Source organism: Methylobacterium sp. NMS14P, from assembly GCF_028583545.1.
Classification (GTDB): Bacteria; Pseudomonadota; Alphaproteobacteria; order Rhizobiales; family Beijerinckiaceae; genus Methylobacterium.
The window spans coordinates 1810470-1829878 of sequence record NZ_CP087106.1; the positions used below are offsets into that span (position 1 = coordinate 1810470).

At 74.5% G+C, this 19409-nt stretch carries 16 protein-coding genes; 9 read left to right on the top strand and 7 right to left on the bottom strand.

Annotated features, from left to right (window positions below):
• Positions 1-2 precede the first annotated feature (2 nt).
• Positions 3-722: a CatB-related O-acetyltransferase gene (locus LOK46_RS08470; protein ID WP_273563360.1), complete on the bottom strand. Its 720-nt coding sequence runs from the start codon at positions 720-722 to the stop codon at positions 3-5.
• A complete protein-coding gene (locus LOK46_RS08475) occupies positions 719-4666 on the bottom strand; it encodes a glycosyltransferase (protein WP_273563361.1) in 3948 nt (1315 codons plus the stop codon). The genes LOK46_RS08470 and LOK46_RS08475 overlap by 4 nt, the downstream gene beginning before the upstream one ends.
• Positions 4667-4973: 307 nt before the next feature.
• On the opposite strand from LOK46_RS08475, the gene LOK46_RS08480 reads away from it, so the two are divergent.
• The 4 genes from LOK46_RS08480 to LOK46_RS08495 all read left to right on the top strand — a co-directional run bounded on the left by LOK46_RS08480 (position 4974) and on the right by LOK46_RS08495 (position 8611).
• Positions 4974-5606 (top strand): PadR family transcriptional regulator, encoded by a 633-nt coding sequence (locus tag LOK46_RS08480; protein ID WP_273563362.1) that lies wholly within the window; start codon positions 4974-4976, stop codon positions 5604-5606.
• Positions 5607-5671: 65 nt separating this feature from the next.
• Complete coding sequence (locus tag LOK46_RS08485; RefSeq protein WP_273563363.1) at positions 5672-6625, top strand: glycosyltransferase family 2 protein; 954 nt, start codon at positions 5672-5674, stop codon at positions 6623-6625.
• On the top strand, positions 6622-7578 hold the full coding sequence (locus tag LOK46_RS08490; RefSeq protein WP_273563364.1) for a glycosyltransferase family 2 protein: 957 nt from the start codon (positions 6622-6624) through the stop codon (positions 7576-7578). The genes LOK46_RS08485 and LOK46_RS08490 overlap by 4 nt, the downstream gene beginning before the upstream one ends.
• A 76-nt stretch (positions 7579-7654) precedes the next feature.
• The gene (locus LOK46_RS08495; protein WP_273563365.1) at positions 7655-8611 is read left to right on the top strand and encodes a hypothetical protein; all 957 of its coding nucleotides are present in this window, start codon (positions 7655-7657) and stop codon (positions 8609-8611) included.
• Positions 8612-8618: 7 nt separating this feature from the next.
• Here LOK46_RS08495 and rutD read toward each other — a convergent pair whose 3' ends face one another.
• From rutD to rutA, 4 genes are all read right to left on the bottom strand, one after another.
• On the bottom strand, positions 8619-9401 hold the full coding sequence (gene rutD / locus LOK46_RS08500; protein WP_273564564.1) for a pyrimidine utilization protein D: 783 nt from the start codon (positions 9399-9401) through the stop codon (positions 8619-8621).
• The gene (rutC, locus tag LOK46_RS08505; RefSeq protein WP_273563366.1) at positions 9398-9784 is read right to left on the bottom strand and encodes a pyrimidine utilization protein C; all 387 of its coding nucleotides are present in this window, start codon (positions 9782-9784) and stop codon (positions 9398-9400) included. The genes rutD and rutC overlap by 4 nt, the downstream gene beginning before the upstream one ends.
• A 119-nt stretch (positions 9785-9903) precedes the next feature.
• Positions 9904-10677 carry a pyrimidine utilization protein B gene (gene rutB / locus LOK46_RS08510; protein ID WP_443192880.1) on the bottom strand — a complete coding sequence of 258 codons (774 nt, stop codon included), beginning with the start codon at positions 10675-10677 and terminating at the stop codon, positions 9904-9906.
• A gap of 11 nt (positions 10678-10688) precedes the next feature.
• Entirely contained in the window at positions 10689-11783 is a 1095-nt protein-coding gene (gene rutA, locus LOK46_RS08515; protein ID WP_273564565.1) for a pyrimidine utilization protein A, read from the bottom strand.
• A gap of 194 nt (positions 11784-11977) precedes the next feature.
• Here rutA and LOK46_RS08520 point away from each other — a divergent pair, with 194 nt between their 5' ends.
• Entirely contained in the window at positions 11978-12130 is a 153-nt protein-coding gene (locus LOK46_RS08520; protein WP_273563368.1) for a hypothetical protein, read from the top strand.
• 40 nt (positions 12131-12170) lie between these two features.
• Complete coding sequence (locus LOK46_RS08525) at positions 12171-12584, top strand: DUF4864 domain-containing protein (RefSeq protein WP_273563369.1); 414 nt, start codon at positions 12171-12173, stop codon at positions 12582-12584.
• 67 nt (positions 12585-12651) lie between these two features.
• On the opposite strand, the gene LOK46_RS08530 is transcribed toward LOK46_RS08525, so the two are convergent.
• Positions 12652-12990, bottom strand: coding sequence for a hypothetical protein (locus tag LOK46_RS08530; protein WP_273563370.1), 339 nt, complete (start codon positions 12988-12990; stop codon positions 12652-12654).
• A 264-nt stretch (positions 12991-13254) separates the two neighbouring features.
• Between LOK46_RS08530 and thrC the strand changes: the two genes are divergently transcribed.
• The 3 genes from thrC to LOK46_RS08545 all read left to right on the top strand — a co-directional run bounded on the left by thrC (position 13255) and on the right by LOK46_RS08545 (position 19298).
• Positions 13255-14667 carry a threonine synthase gene (gene thrC, locus LOK46_RS08535; RefSeq protein ID WP_273563371.1) on the top strand — a complete coding sequence of 471 codons (1413 nt, stop codon included), beginning with the start codon at positions 13255-13257 and terminating at the stop codon, positions 14665-14667.
• 160 nt (positions 14668-14827) lie between these two features.
• Complete coding sequence (locus LOK46_RS08540; protein WP_273563372.1) at positions 14828-16123, top strand: M16 family metallopeptidase; 1296 nt, start codon at positions 14828-14830, stop codon at positions 16121-16123.
• 244 nt (positions 16124-16367) lie between these two features.
• Positions 16368-19298 (top strand): EAL domain-containing protein, encoded by a 2931-nt coding sequence (locus LOK46_RS08545; protein WP_273563373.1) that lies wholly within the window; start codon positions 16368-16370, stop codon positions 19296-19298.
• Positions 19299-19409 lie beyond the last annotated feature (111 nt).

The window sequence follows — 19409 nt, forward strand, 5'->3', positions numbered from 1 at the left end:
CCTCAGGCGCCCGGCAGCAGCGACCGGATCGGGATCAGCTCCGGCCGGTATTCCTGCATGCCCCCGGCGATCCGCTCCTCGACGGCGTCGATGAACGTCTCCGGATCGGTGATCGAGCACTGGCGCAGGTCCCAGAAGGCGTAGCGCCACCATTGGACCTTCAGGTAGCGCTCGATCAGCGCGTCCGGGAAGCGCATCTTCACGATCCGGGCGGGGCTCCCGGCCACGATGGCGTAGGGCGGCACGTCCTTGGTCACCACCGCCATGGCGCCGATCACCGCCCCGTCGCCGATCGTGATGTCGGGCATCAGGAAGGCGCCGTGGCCGATATAGACGTCGTTGCCGATGCGCACGCGCTTGGGCCAGAGGTACGGGCCGGAGATCTCGTAATCCTCCGCCCGCGGGTCGAGGCGGTCGAACACGGCCGAGTGGTGCGTGTAGAACAGCGGCGAGGTCGAGCCGCACTGGACCGGGTGGCTGCCGCGCCCGACCTGGACGCTCTCGCCGATCGAGCAGTAGCGGGCGATGTCGGCTCCGAAATAGTAGCCGCTCACCGCGTAGGAGAACGCCCCCATGGTGAGGCAGTAATCGACGCCCATCCACTTGATGCTGCACGGCGGCTCGAAGGTGCAGTCCTCCGGCAGGCCGAACGGGGCCGGGTGCAGCACCGAGATGCCGCGCCGCAGCATCTCCTGCTTCATGTCCTCGTTGACGGAGATCATGCGGCGTCCTCGTCGATGGGGTGTCCGGCTCCGGCCGGCGCCGGGTCCAGGCCGTAATAGTCGCGCCTCAGGTCGCCGTATTCGGCCGCCCCGATCGGCACGGTGAGCCGGCCGGCGGCCGAGACGTCGATGGCGAGCAGGCGGTCGTTGAAGGCGGCCGGATCGGTGACGAGGGCTCCGGGGAGCAGGTACCCGTTCGGGTAGGCGCGCAGCCGCTCGGCCGGCGCGCCGAGGTCGAAGGCCGCCACCGGCAGGCCGGTGCGCAGCGCCAGGGTTAGCGCGTACGAGTAGGTCTCGGGCCAGATCGCCGGCAGCAGCACGAGGTCGGCCGAGAGGCGCCAGACCAGGTCCAGGGCCTCGTGGTCGCCGGAATAGCGCCCGGTCTGGGCGACTCCGACGCGCTCCAGGCCGATCGCCAGGGCCGGGTCCGAGTAGCCCACGATCGCGAAGTGCAGCGGCAGGTCGCGGTCCTGCGCGTCGGTGGCGAGCGCCTGCAGGAACAGGCCGCCCTTCGTGGCGCTGATCGCGCCGAGCACGGCGACGCGGCGGACGCGGCCGGGCCGCTGCAGGGCGGTCGAGCGCACCGACCGCTCCGGCTCGACGTGCGGCCGCACCGTCACGGCGAGGTCCGGGTACACCGTCCGGATCCGGCCCGCCGTGTCGCAGGACGGCGCGAATACCCGCGCCGCGCCCGCCAGGAACGCCCCGAACGCCGCCCGCCGCTCGCCCGGATCCGGCTCCTCGAACCCGTCCGCGTCCACCGCCAGGCACGACCGGCACTCCGCCACCGGCGCCAGGCCGCAGTAGCGCCCGTCTGGCTGCACCAGGTGGTTGCGGTGGCACACCGGCGAGTAGTCGTGCAGCGTCCACGCGTAGGGCCGCCCCGCGCCCGCCACCACCTCCATCAGCGCCCGCGCCGCGCCCCAGCGCAGCCCCGCCAGCGAGTGCACGTGGATCAGAACCGGCGCCAGCTGCCCGACGAAGTCCGCCAGCTCGGCCGCGTCGCGCGGCAGGTACAGGCTGTCGAGGTTGGGCAGGTACAGGAACTCGGGGCCGCGGTAGGCGACGTGGACCTCGAGGTTGCGGGTCCGGTCGATCTGCAGCAGCACCACGCTCAGGCCCTCGGCCCGGGCCTGCGCGACCATGTCGTCGATGTGCCGCTGGATGCCCCCGCCCCAGCTGTGGGTCACGTACAGCAGCGCCCGCCCGGCGAAGTGCCGGGCCAGCCGCGCCCGGTCGAGCCGCGCCCGCCCGCGCCGGCCCGGGTCGGCCTGGACGAACTGCCCGACCCGGGCCGGGTAGTCGGGGTGCTTGGCGAGCAGCGCCGCCTGGCCCTGGTCGTACTCGTCGCCCGCGTCGAGCCCGAACGAGATCTGGCCGGCATGGTGGACGAACACGTCCTCCGCGAGCAGGTTGACGAAGCCGGCCTTGGTAGCGCGCAGGCACCAGTCGTTCTCCTCGCCGTAGCCCTTGCCGAAGGCCTCGGCGTCGAGGTCGCCGACGGCGTCGAGGGCCTGCGCGGTCATGTACATGCAGAAGCCGACGCCGGTGGGCACCGGCACGGCGCGGCCGCGATTGACCCGCGCGGCGAGGCGGTCGAGGTCGGGCCGGGCGATCTCCAGCGGCATGGTGTTGTTGGCGTTGAAGCGCGGGTAGGAGCAGATCGTGGCGTTGTTGGACAAGGGCGTGACGCTGCCCACGGGCAGCCCCGCGCCCATCCCTGCCTCTGCTCCTGCCTCCATGCCGGACCCGGCCCGAGGCTCGGCGTTGTGTTCGGCGTGGGCGACGAGGCGGTCGAGCCAGTCGCCGAAGACCTGGGCGTCGGAGTTGAGCAGGACAACGGCGCGGCCCTGGCGCAGGCCGAGGGCGCGGTTGACCGAGCGGACGAAGCCGAGGTTCTGCTCGTTCTCGACGAGGTGGAACAGGCCGCGGCCGGCGAGGGCGGCCAGCTCCGCGGTGAGCTGCGGGTCGGGGGAGCGGTCGTTGACGGCGAGCAGGGTGAAGGGGGTGGCCTGGGGCGCCGACAGGCAGGCGTGGAGGGCGCGCAGGGTCTCGCCGCGGCCCTTGTAGACCGGGACGATGACGACGACGCGGGCCTGCGCGATGGGCAGGGCGCGGGGCAGATGGTCCCACGCGTCGGCCGTGGGGGCCTCCATGGGCGGGTAGGTGCCGAGATCCTCGGGGCAGCCCATCAGCCCGGCGGCCCGGCCCGCGCGCACGTAGTGCAGGAACGGCGACTCCCCCGCGCCCAGCAGATGCCCGTAGGTCTCCCGGTAGAACGCGATGGAGAAGGTCGCGCTCGGGTCGCGCCCCTCGTGCTGGCCGTAGGCGACGAAGTGGGCGAGCGGCCCGCCGGGGGCGCCGGCGGCGTCGGGATTGCGCTTGGCGTAGAAGGCGGCGTCGAAGAAGGGCTCGATCTCCCGGGCCTCGTCGGCCAGCGCCGCCTCCCGCGAATCCGGCGTGCCGTGGCGGGGGTGAAAGGCACCGGCCGCGATGTCGGTGCCGTGCATCAGCGCCGTGGCGAGGAGGTGCACGAGGGGCGCGAGGCCCGTCTCGCGCGTCCCGGGATGCGCGTCGGCGTAGGCCTGCCCGTCGAAGTCGGGCCTGGGGTTGCGGCCCTTGCGCCAGCCGGTGTCGCAGTAGTCGCGCACCGCGTCCTCTGCCTCGGACAGGCCGTAGCGCGCCCGGTAGAAGCCGTGGTCGAAATGCCCCGCCACCAGACGCGCCTGCAGGTCCAGGAGCGCGTCCCGCTCGAGGGGCTCTCGCCCGATCGCCCCGAGCCAGCCCGTGTCCTCGACCGGCGCCCGCGCCGGCCGCAGCCCGCAGACCCGCAGCAGCGCCGCCAGCGTCGAGCGCCCCGGGCCGGGATCGCGCAGCTCCCGCCAGCCCGCCTCGGCGAAGTGCAGGAACGGCTCGCGCCCGCCCACGTCCGGGTAGGTCGCCCGGTACCACGCCGCGTCCACCGCCGGCAGGTTCAGCCGGTGCGGCTCGGCGAACGGCTCGCCCCCCGTCAGCCGGGTCTCGGCGACGTAGCGGAAGAACGGGTCGTCGCTGACCGCCCGGCTGCCGGCCCGCGCCTGCACGTAGCCGGCCGGGTCGAAGTCCGGCCGCGGGCCGATCCGCGCCCGCCAGCCCTCCGCCACGTAGTGGCGCAGCAGCGCCGCGTCCGGGGCGTCGGCCAGGGCCTCGGCCTGCGGCTCGGGCAGGCGCTGCCGGTAGTGGGCGGCGTCGAAGTAGGGGGCGAGGGTCTCGACCCGCAGGGCCATCGCCGCGTCCGGGCCGGGCCGGGCGGGGCCGCCGTGGAGGACGTAGTGGACCAGCGGGTTCTGGGTGGCGAAGGTGATCCCGCGGCCGAGGCAGTAGGCCAGGGTGTCGAACTGCGGCGCCGGCTCGCGGCCCTCGCGCCAGCCCGAGGCCATGTAGTGGTCGACCGGGTCGACGCCGGCGGCGGCGAGGTCGGGGTTGCCGGCCAGGTAGAAGGCGCCGTCGACGAGGCGGCGGGCGAGGCGGTGGGCCTCGGCCGTGTCGGGCTTCGGCAGGGCGCCCGCCTCCCCCTCCCCGCCGGCCCCGCCACGCCCGGCGCGGCGGCGCGCCAGGGCATGCAGGAGCGGGTTGATGCCGGCGCTGGCGAGGTGGGGGTGGCGGGCGCGGTAGGCGGCGGAGTCGAAGTCGGGGCGCGGGTCGCGGCCCTCCCGCCAGCCGCTGACGAGGTAGTCGCGCACCGGGTCGGCCTCGATGCCGTACCAGCTCGCGTAGAACGCCGCGTCGACGTGCGGCGCCAGGACGGCGACCAGGCGCGCCTCGAGATCCGCGCCGGTCGCCGCGCCCGCCCAGTGGCGGTGCAGCGCCGCCGGCGTGGCCAGCGGGTCGCGCAGCCGGCCGAGGCGGCGTCGCATCCGTGTCAGGGCCGAGATCCGGCCGGTCCCGTCGGAGCCGCGGCGCATCTCAGGACTCTGCGGAGGGGCGTTCGCCGCGGGCCGTCACGGGGCGCGGGATCCGTCGGCCGCCCGCCGGGCGGGCGCGGTCGGGGCGCGGGGCTCTGATCGGGTCATGGGCGGCAGCTGGCGGGCAGCGTCGGAGGCGCGAGGCGGCGCGGGAGCGATCGTCCGGTCGGACACAGGTCGCACTAACGGAACCGGCCGAGTCCGTAAACCGTGGGGTGCCGTCGCCGCCCGCGCGCGGGCCCGACCTTGCGGATGACCGTGTTTCGATATATCTGAAAATTAGTCATATCGAAATCGAGTCGAATCCATGCATCGCCGTCTCTCGGACTTCCTCCACGCCGATCCCTTCGAGGCCTTCCGCGTCCGCGCCCATCGCGGCCCGATGGGTGGCGAGCCCCGCGGGCGGCACGGGCCCCACGGCCACCCGGGTCGCGGGCCCGGCGAGCGCCGGATGTTCGGCCGCGGCGGCCGCGGCGACCTCGCGCGCTTCTTCGCCCACGGCGACTTGCGCCTCGTCATCCTCCACCTGATCGCCGAGAAGCCGCGCCACGGCTACGAGATCATCAAGGCGATCGAGGAGCGGGTCGGCGGCGCCTACAGCCCGAGCCCCGGGACCGTCTACCCGACGCTGACCCTCCTGGAGGAACTCGGCCACGTCACGGTGACCCCCGGGGAGGGCACCAAGCGGCTGCACGCGATCACGCCCGAGGGGCAGGCCTTCCTGGACGGCAACCGCCCGACCCTCGAGGCGATCCTCGCCCGGATGGCGGAGGCCGAGGCCGCCCGGGGCGACGGTCCCCCGCCCTCGGTCGTGCGCGCCAAGGAGGGGCTGAAGCTCGCCCTTCAGATGCGGCTCGCCCGCGGTCCGCTCAGCGCCGAGCAGGCCGCCGCCATCACGGCGGCGCTGGAGGCGGCGACCGCCGCGGTGGAGCGGGCGTGACGGACCGCGACCGTCTCGCGCCCGTCACCGGGGCCTCTGCCGGGCCCCTTAACGGGACGCGGCCGGTGCCCGACCCGCGGCTCGGCCGCCTCGTCCTCGGGGTCACCCTGTTCCGGCCGCGGCCGGACCAGGTGGCGCGCGTCCGGGCCCTGGCCTCGGCCGGCTACGCCGCGGTGATCGCCTTCGACAATGGCGGCCTCCCGGCCGGGACGGCCGACCAGCTCGCCCGGGCCGGCGTGACCCTGCTGTCGGCGGGCACGAATCTCGGCATCGCCGAGGCGCTCAACCGGATCGCCGCGTCCGCCCGCGCCGCGGGGTCCGGGACCCTCCTCCTCCTTGACCAGGATGCCGAGCCGCCCGCGGATCTCGCCGCCGCGCTGCTGGCGGCGCGGGACCGGCTGCGGGAGGCCGGGATCCCGGCGGCGGTGGTGGGCCCGGTCCCGGCGCCGGCACCGGGCCACAAGGCGCCCGCCTACCCGCCCCGTCCCGGCGCGCCGGCACGCGACGGCCTCGCCCCGGTGCAGTTCCTGGCGACCTCGGGCTCGCTCGTCGACCTCGACGCCTTCGCGCGGGTCGGGCCGTTCCGCGGCGACTTCTTCATCGACGGGGTCGAGCTCGAATGGTGCTTCCGTGCCTGGAGCCTCGGCTACGGCTGCTACCAGGCCCGCGCCGTCGCGATCCCGCACCGCGTCGGCGGCGGGACGATCCGGGCCTTCGGGATCACGATGCCGCGCCAGCCCCTGTTCCGCATGGCGACCTACCTGCGCAACGCGGTCTACGCGTGGCGGCTGCCGCACGTGCCGCTGCGCTGGAAACTCGCCCAGGCCGCCTACCTGCCGCTCCAGGCCGGGCTGTACTGGGCGGATTCGGGCTGGCGGCCCGCCGTGCTGCTCAGGCTCCTCGCGGCCGCCCGCGACGGCGCCCTGGGGCGCCTCGGGCCGCCCCGGGACCTGCCCGGAGACGCGCCCGGAGACGCGTCGCGAGACCTGCCGGGCGATCTGCCCCGGGACCTGCCGTGACCGACCGCCCTGCCCTCGACGTGGTGATCGTCAACTGGAACGGCGGCGCGCTGCTGCGCGCCTGCCTCGCGAGCCTCGCGGCCGCGCGGGACGCCGCGGCCGTGCAGGTCACCGTGGTGGACAACGCCTCGACGGACGGCTCCACCGAGACCCTGCCCGCCCTGCCCCGCCCGCTCCGGCTGATCCAGAACGCCGCGAATCTCGGCTTCGGCCGGGCCTGCGACCAGGGCGCCGCCGCCGGCGACGCCCCCGCGATCCTGTTCCTGAACCCGGACACGCAGGTCGCGCCCGACGCGCTCGGCGTGGCCCTGGCCGCCCTGGCGGCCGACCCGCGGACCGGGATCGTCGGCGCGCGGCTCGTCGACCCGGACGGGCGGACCGCGCGTTCCTGCGCCCGGGCCCCCTCGGCGCTGGGCCTCCTCGGCCGCGCCCTGGCGCTCGACCGCCTCGGCCTCGTGCGGCCGCACTTCCTGCTGGAGTGGGACCACGCGGAGGACCGCGCGGTCGACCAGGTGATGGGCGCCTTCCTGATGATCCGCCGCGACCTGTTCCGGAGCCTCGGCGGGTTCGACCCGCGCTTCTTCGTCTACTGGGAGGATGCCGACCTCTGCGCCCGGGCCCGGGCGGCGGGCTTCGCGGTGCGGCACGTGGCCGGGGCGGTCGCCCGCCACGTCGGCCAGGGCACGACCCGGCAGGTGCGGGCGCGGCGGCTGTTCTACTTCCTGCGCAGCCAGATCCTCTACGCCGGCAAGCACCACGGCGCCGCGACGGCCCTCGCCCTGACGGCGGCGAGCTTCGGCGCGCAGGTGCCCCTGCGGCTCGCCCTGGCCGTCGCCCGCCGCTCCCCCCGGGAGGCCGCGGAGGTCCTGCGGGCGGCGGGCCTCCTGGCCGCGGCGCTGCCGGGGCTCGTGCCGGACCTCCTGGGAGCCGCGCGCGCGCGGCCCGCCGGGTGAGTGGGCCGGCGATGCCGCGCCCTGTCCGCGCGCCCGCCGCGCAGGGGCCGGTCGCCCGATCGACCCGGACGCGGCCGTGAAGCTGCCTGTCACCGGCGACGGCCGGTTCTGGGCCCTTGCCTTCCTGGGCCTCGGCCTCCCGGCCTGCCTCGCGCTGGCCTGGATCGGTCTCACCGGCGAGACCCCGTCCACCTCCGCCCTCGCCGCGGGCGGCCGGCTCGCCGACATCGCGGCGTTCCTGAGCCTGGGGCTCGCCGCCCTGGCTCTGGCGACCCGGGGCCGGGCCGCGCTGTTCGCGCTGCTGTGCTTCCCGGCCTCGCTCGCGGCCGCCTCAGGACCGGACGGGCCCGTCCTGGCGCTGGCGGCGCTCGCGGCCGCGCTGCTCAGCCCCCGGCCGATGACGGGCCGGCACGGTTCGGCGCGCCGCGCCGGCGCGGCGCTGGCGATCGCCCTGGTGGTGCTGGCGCGGCCGGCCTGCGCCCCCCTCGTGGGGATGCTGCTGGTGCCGTTCCCGCCCCCGGGGCGACGCGTCCGCGCCTGGCGGGAGCGGCTGCCGCTCGCCGCGTTCGCCCTGCTGCCGGCTCTCCTGCCGGCGTTCCTGCCGGCCCTGCTGCCGGCCCTGCTGCCGGCCGCGAGCCCCGGGCTTCCGCCCCCCGGCGCGGCGGGGGACGGATTCGTGTCCCTGCCCGTCCCGCTGCCCGGGTTCCTCTACGGGATCTGGGCCGCCGCGCTGCTGGTGCCGCCCGTCGCGCTGCGGCGCGGCCCCCTGCCCCCGCCCGCGGAGCGGCTGTGGCTCTCGGGCTGCGCGCTCCTCGGCCTCTGGCTGGCGGTGCTGGCGCAGGCCCTCGCCCCGGCGGGCGGCCTCGGGGGGATGCAGGCCCGGGACCTGCTGCTGCTGGCGCCGATGCTGATCCTGGCCTTCGCCCGGGGGCGGATCGGCACCGCGGCGGCCCTGCGCTGGCCGGCCCTGCTCCCGGTGCTGGCCGCCGCGCTCGACGCGGTGGTGCTGCCGATGATCGCGCTGCGGGCGTAGCGGGCGCTCAGTCCCGGTCCAGGAAGTCCAGGAGCGCCCGGTTGAAGGCCTCGGGCCGGGTGACGCTGTGGGCGTGGCCGCCCTCCGGGGCGAGGGCGAGCCGGGCCTTGGGCAGCGCTGCCGCCAGCCGCTCGGACCGGGTGTAGGGCACCAGCACGTCGTCCCGGGCGGCCATGACCAGGGTCTCGTGGCCGATCGACCCGAGATGGTCCGCGATGGTGAAGCGCTCCAGGGCGGCGATGCGGGTCAGCACGGTCTCGGCGCCGGGGAAATGCGCCAGGGCCTGCGCCTCGTCGGCTTCGACCCGCTCGGCCTCCGCGGAGAGCCAGGGGGCCGGGTACAGGAAGATCGCCTGGGCCCGCACGTAGGCCTCCGGCCCGCCCCCGGCCAGGATCGCCCGGCGGGCCGCGAAGCAGCGGCGCGTGGCCGGGTCCATCGCGTCCCAGCCGTTGATCACCGCGAGGCGACCGACCCGCTCGGGGGCGTCCAGCGCCATCTGGAGGGCGATCAGGCCGCCGAGCGCGTGGCCGACCACGTCGGCCCGGTCGATCCCGGTCGCGTCCAGCACCCCGAGCGCGTCCCGCGCCATGGCGGGGACGTCGTGGTCCGGCGCGAGCCGGCCGGGCGAGCGCCCGGTGCCGCGATGGTCGTAGGTGACGACCCGGAACCGCCCGGTCAGGGCCGCCATCTGCGGCGCGAAGTAGCCCGCCGCGCCGCCGAGCCCCGGCGAGAGCAGCACCGGCCGCCCGCCCGCCGGGCCGGCCACCGCGTGGTGGAGCGGGCCCATCAGCGGCCGATATGGGCGATCGAGGCGATCTCCACGCGGGCCTCGGGCTTCACGAGGCCGCACTGGATGCAGTAGCGCGCGGGCTTCTCGCCCGGGAAATACTCCGCGTAGACGGCGTTGATCGCGGCGTAGTCGGCCCAGTCCGCCAGGAAGACGTGGTTGAAGGTGACGTCGTCCATCGTGCCGCCCGCGGCCTCGACCACGCCCCGGACGGTCTCCAGCACGTGGCGCGTCTGGGCCGCCGCGTCGCCGACATGGACCACGTTGGCCTCCGCATCGAGCGGCAGCGTGCCCGAGACGTAGAGGATTCCGTCGGCCAGCGTGCCCGGCACGTAGGGGGCCAGCGGCTTGCCGGTCCCCGGCGGTATCACGACCTGCTTGGGCATTCCCCTGCGCCTCCCGCGCGCGACCTGTCGGCCGGGCCGGGCCGGGCAGGCCGCGCGGGCGGCCGCGTCGCGGCGGTCCTCGCGCACCCTGCCGGTCACCGGCCGGGGGCGCGATGCACTTATCCGGCCAGATCGACGCCGGATGTATCACCGGATGTATCAATCGCGGCGTGTGAAGGCGCCCCGAGGGCGGCCTCGAAGGCGGCGACGTCCGAGACCCAGCCGAAGAAGGTCTCGATGTTGGCGAGCGCCGCGCGGTGCAGGCTCTCCGGCCCGGCCTGGTGCGTGGCGTCGGCCAGCACGATCCCGAAATACTCCCGGTGGAACCCGTCCCGCAGGGTCGATTCCACGCAGACGTTGGTGGCGATGCCGGTGAAGACCAGCGTGGTCACGCCCCGGGCCCGCAGGGTGCTGTCGAGGGGCGTGTTGTAGAAGCCGCTGTAGCGCGGCTTGCCCATGACGATGTCGCCGGGCTCCGGCGTCAGGGCGTCCACCAGCGCGTAGTCCCAGGATCCCTTGGCGAGGAGCTGCGCGTTCGCTTCAGGATTCCGCCGCATCGTCTTGAGCGCGTTGGATTTGTGCCAGTTGGGCGAGCCCGGGCCGCCGGCCTCGACATAGGCCGGGTCCCAGCCGTTCTGGAACCACAGGACCGGGATGCCGGCGGCGCGCGCCGCCGCCACCGCCCGGGCGATCCGGGCGATCACCGGGCCGGTGCCCGACACGTCGAAGCCGGCCCGGTCGAGGTAGCCGCCCGAGCTCGCGTAGGCGTTCTGGACGTCCACCACGATGAGGAACGTGGTCGCAGGATCGAGGGCGATCGGCTCCGGGCGGGCCGGCAGGACGACGTCGCCGTGCCGGCCCTGGGCGTCGCGGTAGCCGGCGGGGCGATCCATCGGGCGGTCCATCAGGCGACCTCGGGCAGTGCCGCCGCCGTCACGTGCCGGCGCGACCGCATCAGGGGCTGGATCCGGGTCCCGAAGGCGTCGAGGCCCCTGAGGAAGTCGTCGAAGACCAGCAGCACGCCCTCGACCCCGTCGATGGTCATGACGGCGTCGAGCATCGCGGCCACGCTGGCGTAGCTGCCCACCAGGGTGCCCATGTTGAGGTTCACCGCCGAGGCCGGGTCGGCGAGCTGGCGCACGTTGGTGTCGCTGCCGGACTTGGTGTCGGCTGCGCCCTGGACGCCGAGCCACGCGATCGCCTCGGCATCCGCGCCCGCCCTGTAGTGCGCCCAGGTCGCCGTGGCGGCGTCGTCGGTCTCGTCGGCGATGATCATGAACAGCGCGAAGGCGGTCACCCGCCGCCCGGTCCGCGCGCTGGCCTCGGCGAGCTTCTCCACCACGGGCGCGAAGGCGGTCGGCGTGTTGACCCCCTTGCCCAGGCAGAAATTGTAGTCGGCGTACTGGGCCGTGAAGGCCAGTCCGGCGCCGCTCTGGCCGGCGCAGATGATCTTCACCGGCGCCTGCGGCCGGGGGCTCAGCCGGCAGTCGGTCATCTGGAAATACGTGCCCTTGCGGTCGCTGGCGCCCGTCTCCCACAGGTCGCGCAGGATCTGGGCGTACTCGGCCAGGTAGTCGTAGCGCTTGGCAAAGTAGTCGTCCCCCGGCCACAGGCCCATCTGGTCGTATTCCGGCTTCTGCCAGCCGGTGACGAGGTTCAGGCCGAAGCGCCCGTCGGAGATCGAGTCGATGGTCGCGGCCATGCGGGCCACGATGGCGGGCGGCAGGCACAGGGTCGCCGCGGTGGCGAACAGCCGGATCCGGGTGGTCGCGGCGGCGAGCCCCGCCATCAGGGTGAAGGATTCGAGATTGTGGTCCCAGAACTCGGTCTTGCCGCCGAAGCCGCGGAGCTTGATCATCGACAGGGCGAAGTCGAGCCCGTAGCCCTCCGCCTTCAGGGTGATCGCCTTGTTGAGCGCGAAGCTCGGGCGGTACTGCGGGGCGTTCTCCGACAGCAGCCAGCCGTTGTTGCCGATCGGGATGAACACCCCGACGCTCATGGCCGGCGCCGGACGGGCGTCGGCGCTGTCCTCCGCATGGCTTCGCATCATTGTCCCGCGCTCCGCCCGGTCGGCTCCCCCGGAACCGAGTCGGCGCGCGGAGGCTCGCAAACCCGCGGCGAAGGGTCAAACCCGCGGCGCCGATCCGGCGCGAAAATGCCCATCTTTCCAGCGACTTGCACAACCGGGACGCGATGCCTGCTCAACCTGTGCGCGCTTCCCGGCCGGCCGCGCCGTTCCGCCGGCACGCGCTTCCGCGCGGCGCGGTGACCGGTGACGGCGCGGCGATCGTCGTCGGCACCGCCGCCGACATTGTCGTGGGCGTGGCGGAGACCATCTTCCCGTGACGATGACGGATCTCGGTCCGATCCTGCCGGAGTGACAGCGATGCGCGCGTGGCCCGTCCTGCTCCTCGTCCTCGGCCTCGCGGGACCGGCGGCGGCCGACGAGGCGGGGCGCGCGGCGGCCCGGGCGGTCATCGCCAAGCAGGAGCAGGCGCTGGGCCGCGACGACGCGCAGACCGCCTACGAGCAGGCCGCGCCGGGGATCCGGGACCTGTTCCCGAATGCCGACCTGTTCATCGGCATGGTCCGGAACCAGTACCGTCCGGTCTACCGCCACCGCAGCTTCGTGTTCGGTGAGGCGCGCGACACGGACGAGGCCGGCGTGGTCCAGTCGGTGGCGATCCAGGACGAGTACGGCGTCGACTGGACGGCCGAGTACAGCCTCGCCCGCGACGCGGACGGGCAGTGGCGCATCACCGGCTGCCGCCTGACCAAGGCGCCCGGCACGCGCGCCTGAGGGTGCGCGCCAGAGGGTGCGCGCCCGGGGCGCCCGCGGCCGGTGCGGCGGGCGCGGGAGGCCGGGCTCAGGGCCGGAACGTCGCGAGCCGGTCGAGCATCTGCAGGGTGACGTCGGCGCAGGCCTTGGTCGCGTCGTCGTCGGCGCACTTCACGTCGACCCGCGCGTCGCCGCGCTCCAGCACGATGTGGGCGGCCCGCGACGGCGGGGGCGGCGGGGGCGGCGGGGGCGGCGGGGGACCGTCGGGGCCGCGCGCGCGCCGCGGGTCGACGGGTGGTGGAGGCGGGGGTGGCGCGCCGGCCTCGGGGCCGGGCCTCGGGCCGCCGGGCGGCGGCGGGGTCTGCGCGAGGGCGGCGGTGCCGGACAGCAGCGCCGCGACACCCGCGAGGGCGATGATTCGGGTCATGTCGGCTCTCTCCGAGACGGGATCCGCCCCGGCGGCTCGGGGCCCGCGGGGCGGTCCGGCTCTAGGACGCGGCCGGGCAACCGGCCCTGAACCGGCCCGTTCAGCCCCGGTTAAACCGCCGGCCCCGGCGCGGACCGGCCCGAAATCCGTCTCTCGACGCGCGCTCGCGCGCCGAACCGCCCGCTGGAACGGCGGCGCGCGCCCCGGGCTTTCGACAGGTCCGCCCGCATCGTGTAGAGGGGGCGCCTTCCCTCGGAGGACCCTGTGCTCCACGTCTCGACTCGCGGCGAGGCCGCGCCGCTCTCGTTCTCGGACGCGCTCCTGGCGGGCCTCGCCCGCGACGGCGGGCTCTACGTGCCGCAGACCTGGCCGCAGATCGGCCATCCGGAGATCGCCGCCCTGGCGGGCCGGCCCTACGCGGACGCCGCCAAGCGGGTGCTGCGCCCGCTGATCGACGGCGACATCGCCGGGCCGGACCTCGACCGGATGATCGACGCCGCCTACGCGACGTTCCGCCACCCGGCGGTCTGCCCGCTGACCCAGCTCGACGACAACCTGTTCCTGCTGGAGCTCTTCCACGGGCCGACGCTCGCCTTCAAGGACGTGGCGATGCAGCTGCTCGGGCGGCTGATGGACCACGTCCTGGCCGAGCGCGGCGCCCGCGCCACCATCGTGGGCGCGACCTCGGGCGACACCGGATCGGCCGCCGTGGAGGCCTTCGGCGGCCTCGACCGGGTCGACGTGTTCATCCTCTACCCGCACGGGCGGGTCTCGGAGGTGCAGCGGCGGCAGATGACCTCGGTGCCGGCGCAGAACGTCCACGCGCTGGCCGTCGACGGCACGTTCGACGATTGCCAGAACCTCGTCAAAGCCCTGTTCCAGCACGCCGATTTCGCCGACGCGGTGCGGCTGTCGGGGGTCAACTCGATCAACTGGGCGCGGGTCGCCGCGCAGGCGGTCTACTACTTCACCAGCGCGGTGGCGCTCGGCGCGCCCCACCGCCCGGTCTCGTTCGCGGTGCCGACCGGCAATTTCGGCGACGTGCTCGCCGGCTGGGTCGCCAAGCAGATGGGCCTGCCGGTCGGGCGGCTGATGATCGGCACCAACGCCAACGACATCCTGGTGCGGACCCTGGAGCACGGCGCCTACGAGCTGCGCGGCGTGGTCCCCACCACCTCGCCCTCCATGGACATCCAGATCTCGTCGAACTTCGAGCGGCTGCTGTTCGAGGCGCTGGGGCGCGACGCCGCGTCCCTGTCGCGGCTGATGGCCGGGCTGAAGCAGTCCGGCGGCTTCTCGCTGAGCCCCCAGGTGCTGGCCACGGTCCGGTCCGAGTTCGACGCCGTGGCGGTGCCGGAGCCCGACGTCATGGCGGAGATCGCCCTGACCCAGGCCGCCACCGGCGTGGTGCTCGATCCCCACAGCGCCATCGGCGTCCGGGCCGGGCGGCGGCTCCTGGAGCGGGACCCGGCGACCCCGGTCGTCGCTCTCGGCACCGCGCATCCGGCAAAGTTCCCGGACGCGGTCGCCCGGGCCACCGGCGGCCTGCGCCCGCCCCTGCCCCCGCACCTCGCCGACCTGATGGACCGGCCCGAGCGCCTGACCCGGGTGGAGAACGACCAGGCCGCTCTGGAAAAGCTCATCCGCGAGCGCGCCCGTATCACGAGGGGTGCGTGAGCCCGGCGCGCGTCGCGCGACGCGCCCCCTCTCCCGTGCGGGAGGGGGTCGGGGTGAGGGTCGAGACTTGTCCGGAGCGGTCGCACCCCTCACCCTGTCCCTCTCCCGCACGGGAGAGGGGACCCGCGCCGCATCCGGCCCCCTCCGCGACGAGCCGTCGATGAACCAGCATTTCTCAACGCACGCCGCCTCGCCGTCCCTGCGCACCACGCGGCTTCCGAACGGCGTCACGGTGGTGACCGAGCCGATGCCCGGGGTCGCCACCGCCAGCCTGGGCGTCTGGGTCGGGGCGGGCTCGCGCAACGAGCGGGCCGACGAGGCGGGCCTGTCCCACCTCATCGAGCACATGGCCTTCAAGGGCACCCGCACCCGGTCGGCGCAGAAGATCGCGGAAGAGATCGAGAATGTCGGCGGCGAGATCAACGCCGCCACCTCCACGGAGGGCACCAGCTACACCGCCCGGGTGCTCGGCGAGGATGCCGGCCTCGCCCTCGACGTGATCGGCGACATCCTCACCGACTCGGTGTTCGACGCGGGCGAGCTCGCCCGGGAGAAGGGCGTCATCCTGCAGGAATACGCCGCCGTCGAGGACACCCCCGACGACGTGGTCTACGACGCGTTCACGGAGGCCGCCTTCCCGGACCAGCCGGTCGGCCGGCCGATCCTCGGGCGGCCCGAGACGATCCGGAGCTTCGACGAGGCCGGGATCCGCGCCTATCTCGACCGGGAGTACACGCCGGACCGCATCGTCGTGGCCGGGGCCGGGGCCGTGACCCACGAGGCGATCGTGGCGGCGGCCGAGCGCCATTTCGGGGCCCTGCCGGCCAAGACCGCCCCCGCTTCGGTGCCGGGCGTCTACGGCGGCGGCGAGCGGCGCATGCCGCGCAAGCTCGAGCAGGCCAACGTGGTGATCGGCCTGCCGGGCCTCTCCTTCCGGGACGACCGCTACTACGCGCTCCACATGTTCGCGCAGGTGCTGGGCGGCGGCCTGACCTCGCGGCTCTGGCAGGAGGTGCGCGAGACCCGCGGCCTCGCCTACGAGATCCAGGCCTTCCACTGGCCGTTCTCGGATTGCGGCCTGTTCGGCATCGGCGCCGGCACCGCCGGGGCGGACCTGCCCGAGCTCGTCGACGTGACCCTGGCGGCCACCGCCCGCGCGGCCCGCGACCTCGACGCCACCGAGATCGCCCGCGCCAAGGCGCAGCTGAAGGTGTCGCTGCTCTCGGCCCTGGAGACGCCCGGCGGGCGCATCGAGCGCAACGCCCGCCAGATCCTGGCCTGGGGCCGGGTGATTCCCGCCGGGGAGGTGATCGACAAGGTCGACGCCGTCACGGTGGCGGATGTCCGGGCCGCGGCGGCCGCGATGCTGCAGGGCACGCCGACGCTGGCGGCGATCGGCCCGATCCGCAAGCTGCCCGCCCTCGACAGGATCGCGGCGGCGCTGAAGGCGGCCTGAGACCGACGCCGTCTCTGCGAGCGCAGCGAAGCGACCCGGGGCCGCGCGCGATCGCCAACCGGCGCGTATCCCCGGGTCGCATCGCTGCGCGCGATGACGGACAGGGCCCCGGAACGCCCGCCCCCGCCGCGCCCAACTTGATTTGGCCGCAAAGGGGCGCGATCCGCGGGCGGTGGACCGGCCCCGGGGCGACCTTGCCCCAGGTCAGGCCCGCGCCTATCGATCGAGGCCGCCCGGGCGGCCGATGCCGAAGCTCGCACGGCCGGAAGTCAAGACACCCTTGCGCATCCTCGCCCTCCTCCTGACCCTGGTCGGCGGTCTCGTCGGTGCCCTCGCGCTCACGCTCGCCGCGAGCGCGCCCGCCCAGGCCGTGGAGGCGGTCCGCGTCACCCTCGACGCGCCGGTGATCGACCTGACCACCGCGATCGAGCGCTACCGCTCCGACGGCGACCTGATCCAGATCTCCACGGCGCCTGGCAAGGACGGCATCGTCCGGCGCATCGTCGTGAAGGCGCGCGACGCCGGCGCCCGGCCCGACTGGATCGTGTTCGCGCTCACCAACGACACCGACGAGCAGATCGACCGCATCCTGGTCGCCCCGCATTTCCGGCTGGTCGATTCCGGGGTGATCTGGCCCGATCTCGGCGGCTCGCGCATCGCCGCCATCACGGCGAGCCAGGGCATCCGGCCCGAGCGGGACGAGAACCCGGAGGCCGACCAGTTCACCATCACGCTGGATCCCGGCGCCACCGTCACCTACGTGGCCGAGCTGCGCGGCTCCAACGTCCCCCAGCTCCGCCTCTGGGACCAGGACGCCTACCGCCGCAAGACCGCCGGCCTGACCCTCTACAAGGGCATCATCATCGGGATCAGCGGCCTGCTCGCCCTGTTCCTGACCATCGTGTTCGTGGTCAAGGGCGCGATCATCTTCCCGGCCGCCGCCGCGCTCGCGTGGTCGGTGCTGGCCTACGCCTGCATCGATTTCGGCTTCCTGCAGCGGGTCTTCCCGGTCACCGAGCTCGCCGAGCGGGTCTACCGGGCCTCCGCGGAGGCGGTGCTCGGGGCGACGCTGCTGGTCTTCCTGTTCGCCTATCTCAACCTCGCCCGCTGGCACGTGCGCTACAGCCACGTGGCGTTCTTCTGGCTCGCCTTCCTGGCGGGCCTCGTCGGGCTCGCGGTGTTCGACCCGCCGGTGGCGGCGGGCGTGGCGCGGATCTCGATCGCCGCGGTGGCGGGGATCGGCCTGCTGCTGATCGTCTACCTCGCCGCCCATAACGGCTACGACCGCGCCATCTTGCTGGTGCCGACCTGGCTGCTGCTGGTGGTCTGGGTCACGGCGGCGGGCTTCGCGGTCACCGGCCAGATCGGCAGCGACCTCGTGCAGCCCGCCCTGATCGGCGGCCTCGTGCTGATCGTGATGCTGATCGGCTTCACGGTGCTCCAGCACGCCTTCGCGGGGGGCGGCCTCAGCCACGCCCTCGTGTCCGACACGGAGCGGCGCGCCCTGGCGCTGACCGGCGCCGGCGACGTGGTCTTCGACTGGGACGTGCCGGCCGACCGGGTCTTCGTCGGCCCGGAGATCGAGGGCCAGCTCGGCCTCGCCCGTGGCACCCTGGAGGGGCCGGCCACCAACTGGCTCGGCGCGCTCCACCCCTTCGACGTGGAGCGCTACTCGGCGGCCCTCGACACGGTGATCGAGGAGCGGCGCGGGCGCATCGTCCACGATTTCCGCCTGCGCTCGGAGGCCGGCACGTTCTTCTGGTACCGGCTGAAGGCGCGGCCGGTGATCGGCGCCGACGGCGAGGTGATCCGGGTGGTCGGCACCATCGCGGACGTCACCGAGATCAAGACCGCCGAGGAGCGCCTGCTCCACGACGCCGTGCACGACAGCCTGACCGGCCTGCCGAACCGCGAGCTGTTCGGCGACCGCCTGGACGCGGCCCTCGCCTTCGCCGGCCAGGACCAGCGCCTCAAGCCCACCGTGATCGTCCTCGATGTCGACCGGTTCAAGGGCATCAACGACGCGATCGGCCTGTCGGCGGGCGACTCGATCCTGCTGACCCTGTCGCGCCGCCTCGGCCGCCTGCTGCGGCCGCAGGACACGCTGGCCCGGGTCGCCGGCGACGAGTTCGCGGTGATCCTCCTCTCCGAGCGCGACCCCGACCGGATCCTGGCCTTCGCCGAGATGATCCGCCGGGCGATCGCCACGCCGATCACCTACGCGGACCGGGAGATATTCCTGACCGTCTCGATCGGCCTCGCCCTCTACGAGGCCGGCGCCAACCTGAAGCGCGACGAGGTGTTCAAGAGCGCCGAGATCGCCATGATCCAGGCGAAGCGCAACGGCGGCGACCGGATCGAGGTGTTCCGCGCCCACATGCGCACCGACCGCTCGGACCGGCTGATGCTGGAGAGCGACCTGCGCAAGGCGATCGAGCGCAACGAGATGAAGGTGCTGTTCCTGCCGGTGGTCCGGCTCGAGGACCGCACCGTGGCGGGCTTCGAGACCGTGCTGCGCTGGGACCACCCGAAGCTCGGGCGCATCCCCGCCTCGACCTTCCTGCCGCTCGCCGAGGAGAGCGGCTTCGTCGTCAATCTCGGCATCTTCGCCCTGGAGCGCACGGCCCTGGAGCTCGCGGCGTGGCAGCGCTCCCTGGAGGTCGAGCCGCCGATCTTCGCGGCCTGCAACCTGTCCTCGCGCCAGCTCCTGCGCCACGACCTGCTGCACGACGTGAAGACCGTGCTGGCCCGCTCCGGGGCCCTGCCCGGCTCGCTCAAGCTGGAATTCAGCGAGAGCCTCGTGATGGAGAACCCGGAATACGCCGCTCAGATGCTGGCGCGGATCCACGACCTCGGGGCGGGCCTGTGCCTGTCGGATTTCGGCACCGGCTACTCGGCCCTCTCCTACCTGCAGCGCTTCCCGTTCGACACGATCAAGGTCGACGCGACCTTCGTGCGCCAGATCGGCACCGGCCAGACCGCGATCCTGCGCTCGATCGTGCGCATGGCGAGCGAATTGAACCTCGCCATCGTGGCGGAGGGCTGCGAGTCCGAGGCCGATGCCCAGGCCCTCGCCGGGCTCGGCTGCGAGTACGCCCTCGGCCCGGCCTTCGGCGAGCCGATGACCATGCTGCAGGCCCGCCAGATCGTCGGCGCCGCGCCGGAAGCGGCCTGAGAGTCGGTCCGGACCGGCTCGCCCGGCACACGGCCGGCCAACGATCCGCGCGGCGGCAGGCGACGCGACGAGTCCGGACTAGATCAGGCGCGTGCGGGACCGCTTCGCGAC

Coding starts and splice junctions, on each gene's coding strand:
- LOK46_RS08470 (WP_273563360.1), bottom strand. CDS start 722: ATGATCTCCGTCAACGAGGACATGAAGCAGGAGATGCTGCGGCGCGGC.
- LOK46_RS08475 (WP_273563361.1), bottom strand. CDS start 4,666: ATGCGCCGCGGCTCCGACGGGACCGGCCGGATCTCGGCCCTGACACGG.
- LOK46_RS08480 (WP_273563362.1), top strand. CDS start 4,974: ATGCATCGCCGTCTCTCGGACTTCCTCCACGCCGATCCCTTCGAGGCC.
- rutC (WP_273563366.1), bottom strand. CDS start 9,784: ATGCCCAAGCAGGTCGTGATACCGCCGGGGACCGGCAAGCCGCTGGCC.
- rutB (WP_443192880.1), bottom strand. CDS start 10,677: ATGGATCGCCCCGCCGGCTACCGCGACGCCCAGGGCCGGCACGGCGAC.
- rutA (WP_273564565.1), bottom strand. CDS start 11,783: ATGAGCGTCGGGGTGTTCATCCCGATCGGCAACAACGGCTGGCTGCTG.
- LOK46_RS08520 (WP_273563368.1), top strand. CDS start 11,978: ATGCCTGCTCAACCTGTGCGCGCTTCCCGGCCGGCCGCGCCGTTCCGC.
- LOK46_RS08525 (WP_273563369.1), top strand. CDS start 12,171: ATGCGCGCGTGGCCCGTCCTGCTCCTCGTCCTCGGCCTCGCGGGACCG.
- LOK46_RS08530 (WP_273563370.1), bottom strand. CDS start 12,990: ATGACCCGAATCATCGCCCTCGCGGGTGTCGCGGCGCTGCTGTCCGGC.
- LOK46_RS08540 (WP_273563372.1), top strand. CDS start 14,828: ATGAACCAGCATTTCTCAACGCACGCCGCCTCGCCGTCCCTGCGCACC.
- LOK46_RS08545 (WP_273563373.1), top strand. CDS start 16,368: ATGCCGAAGCTCGCACGGCCGGAAGTCAAGACACCCTTGCGCATCCTC.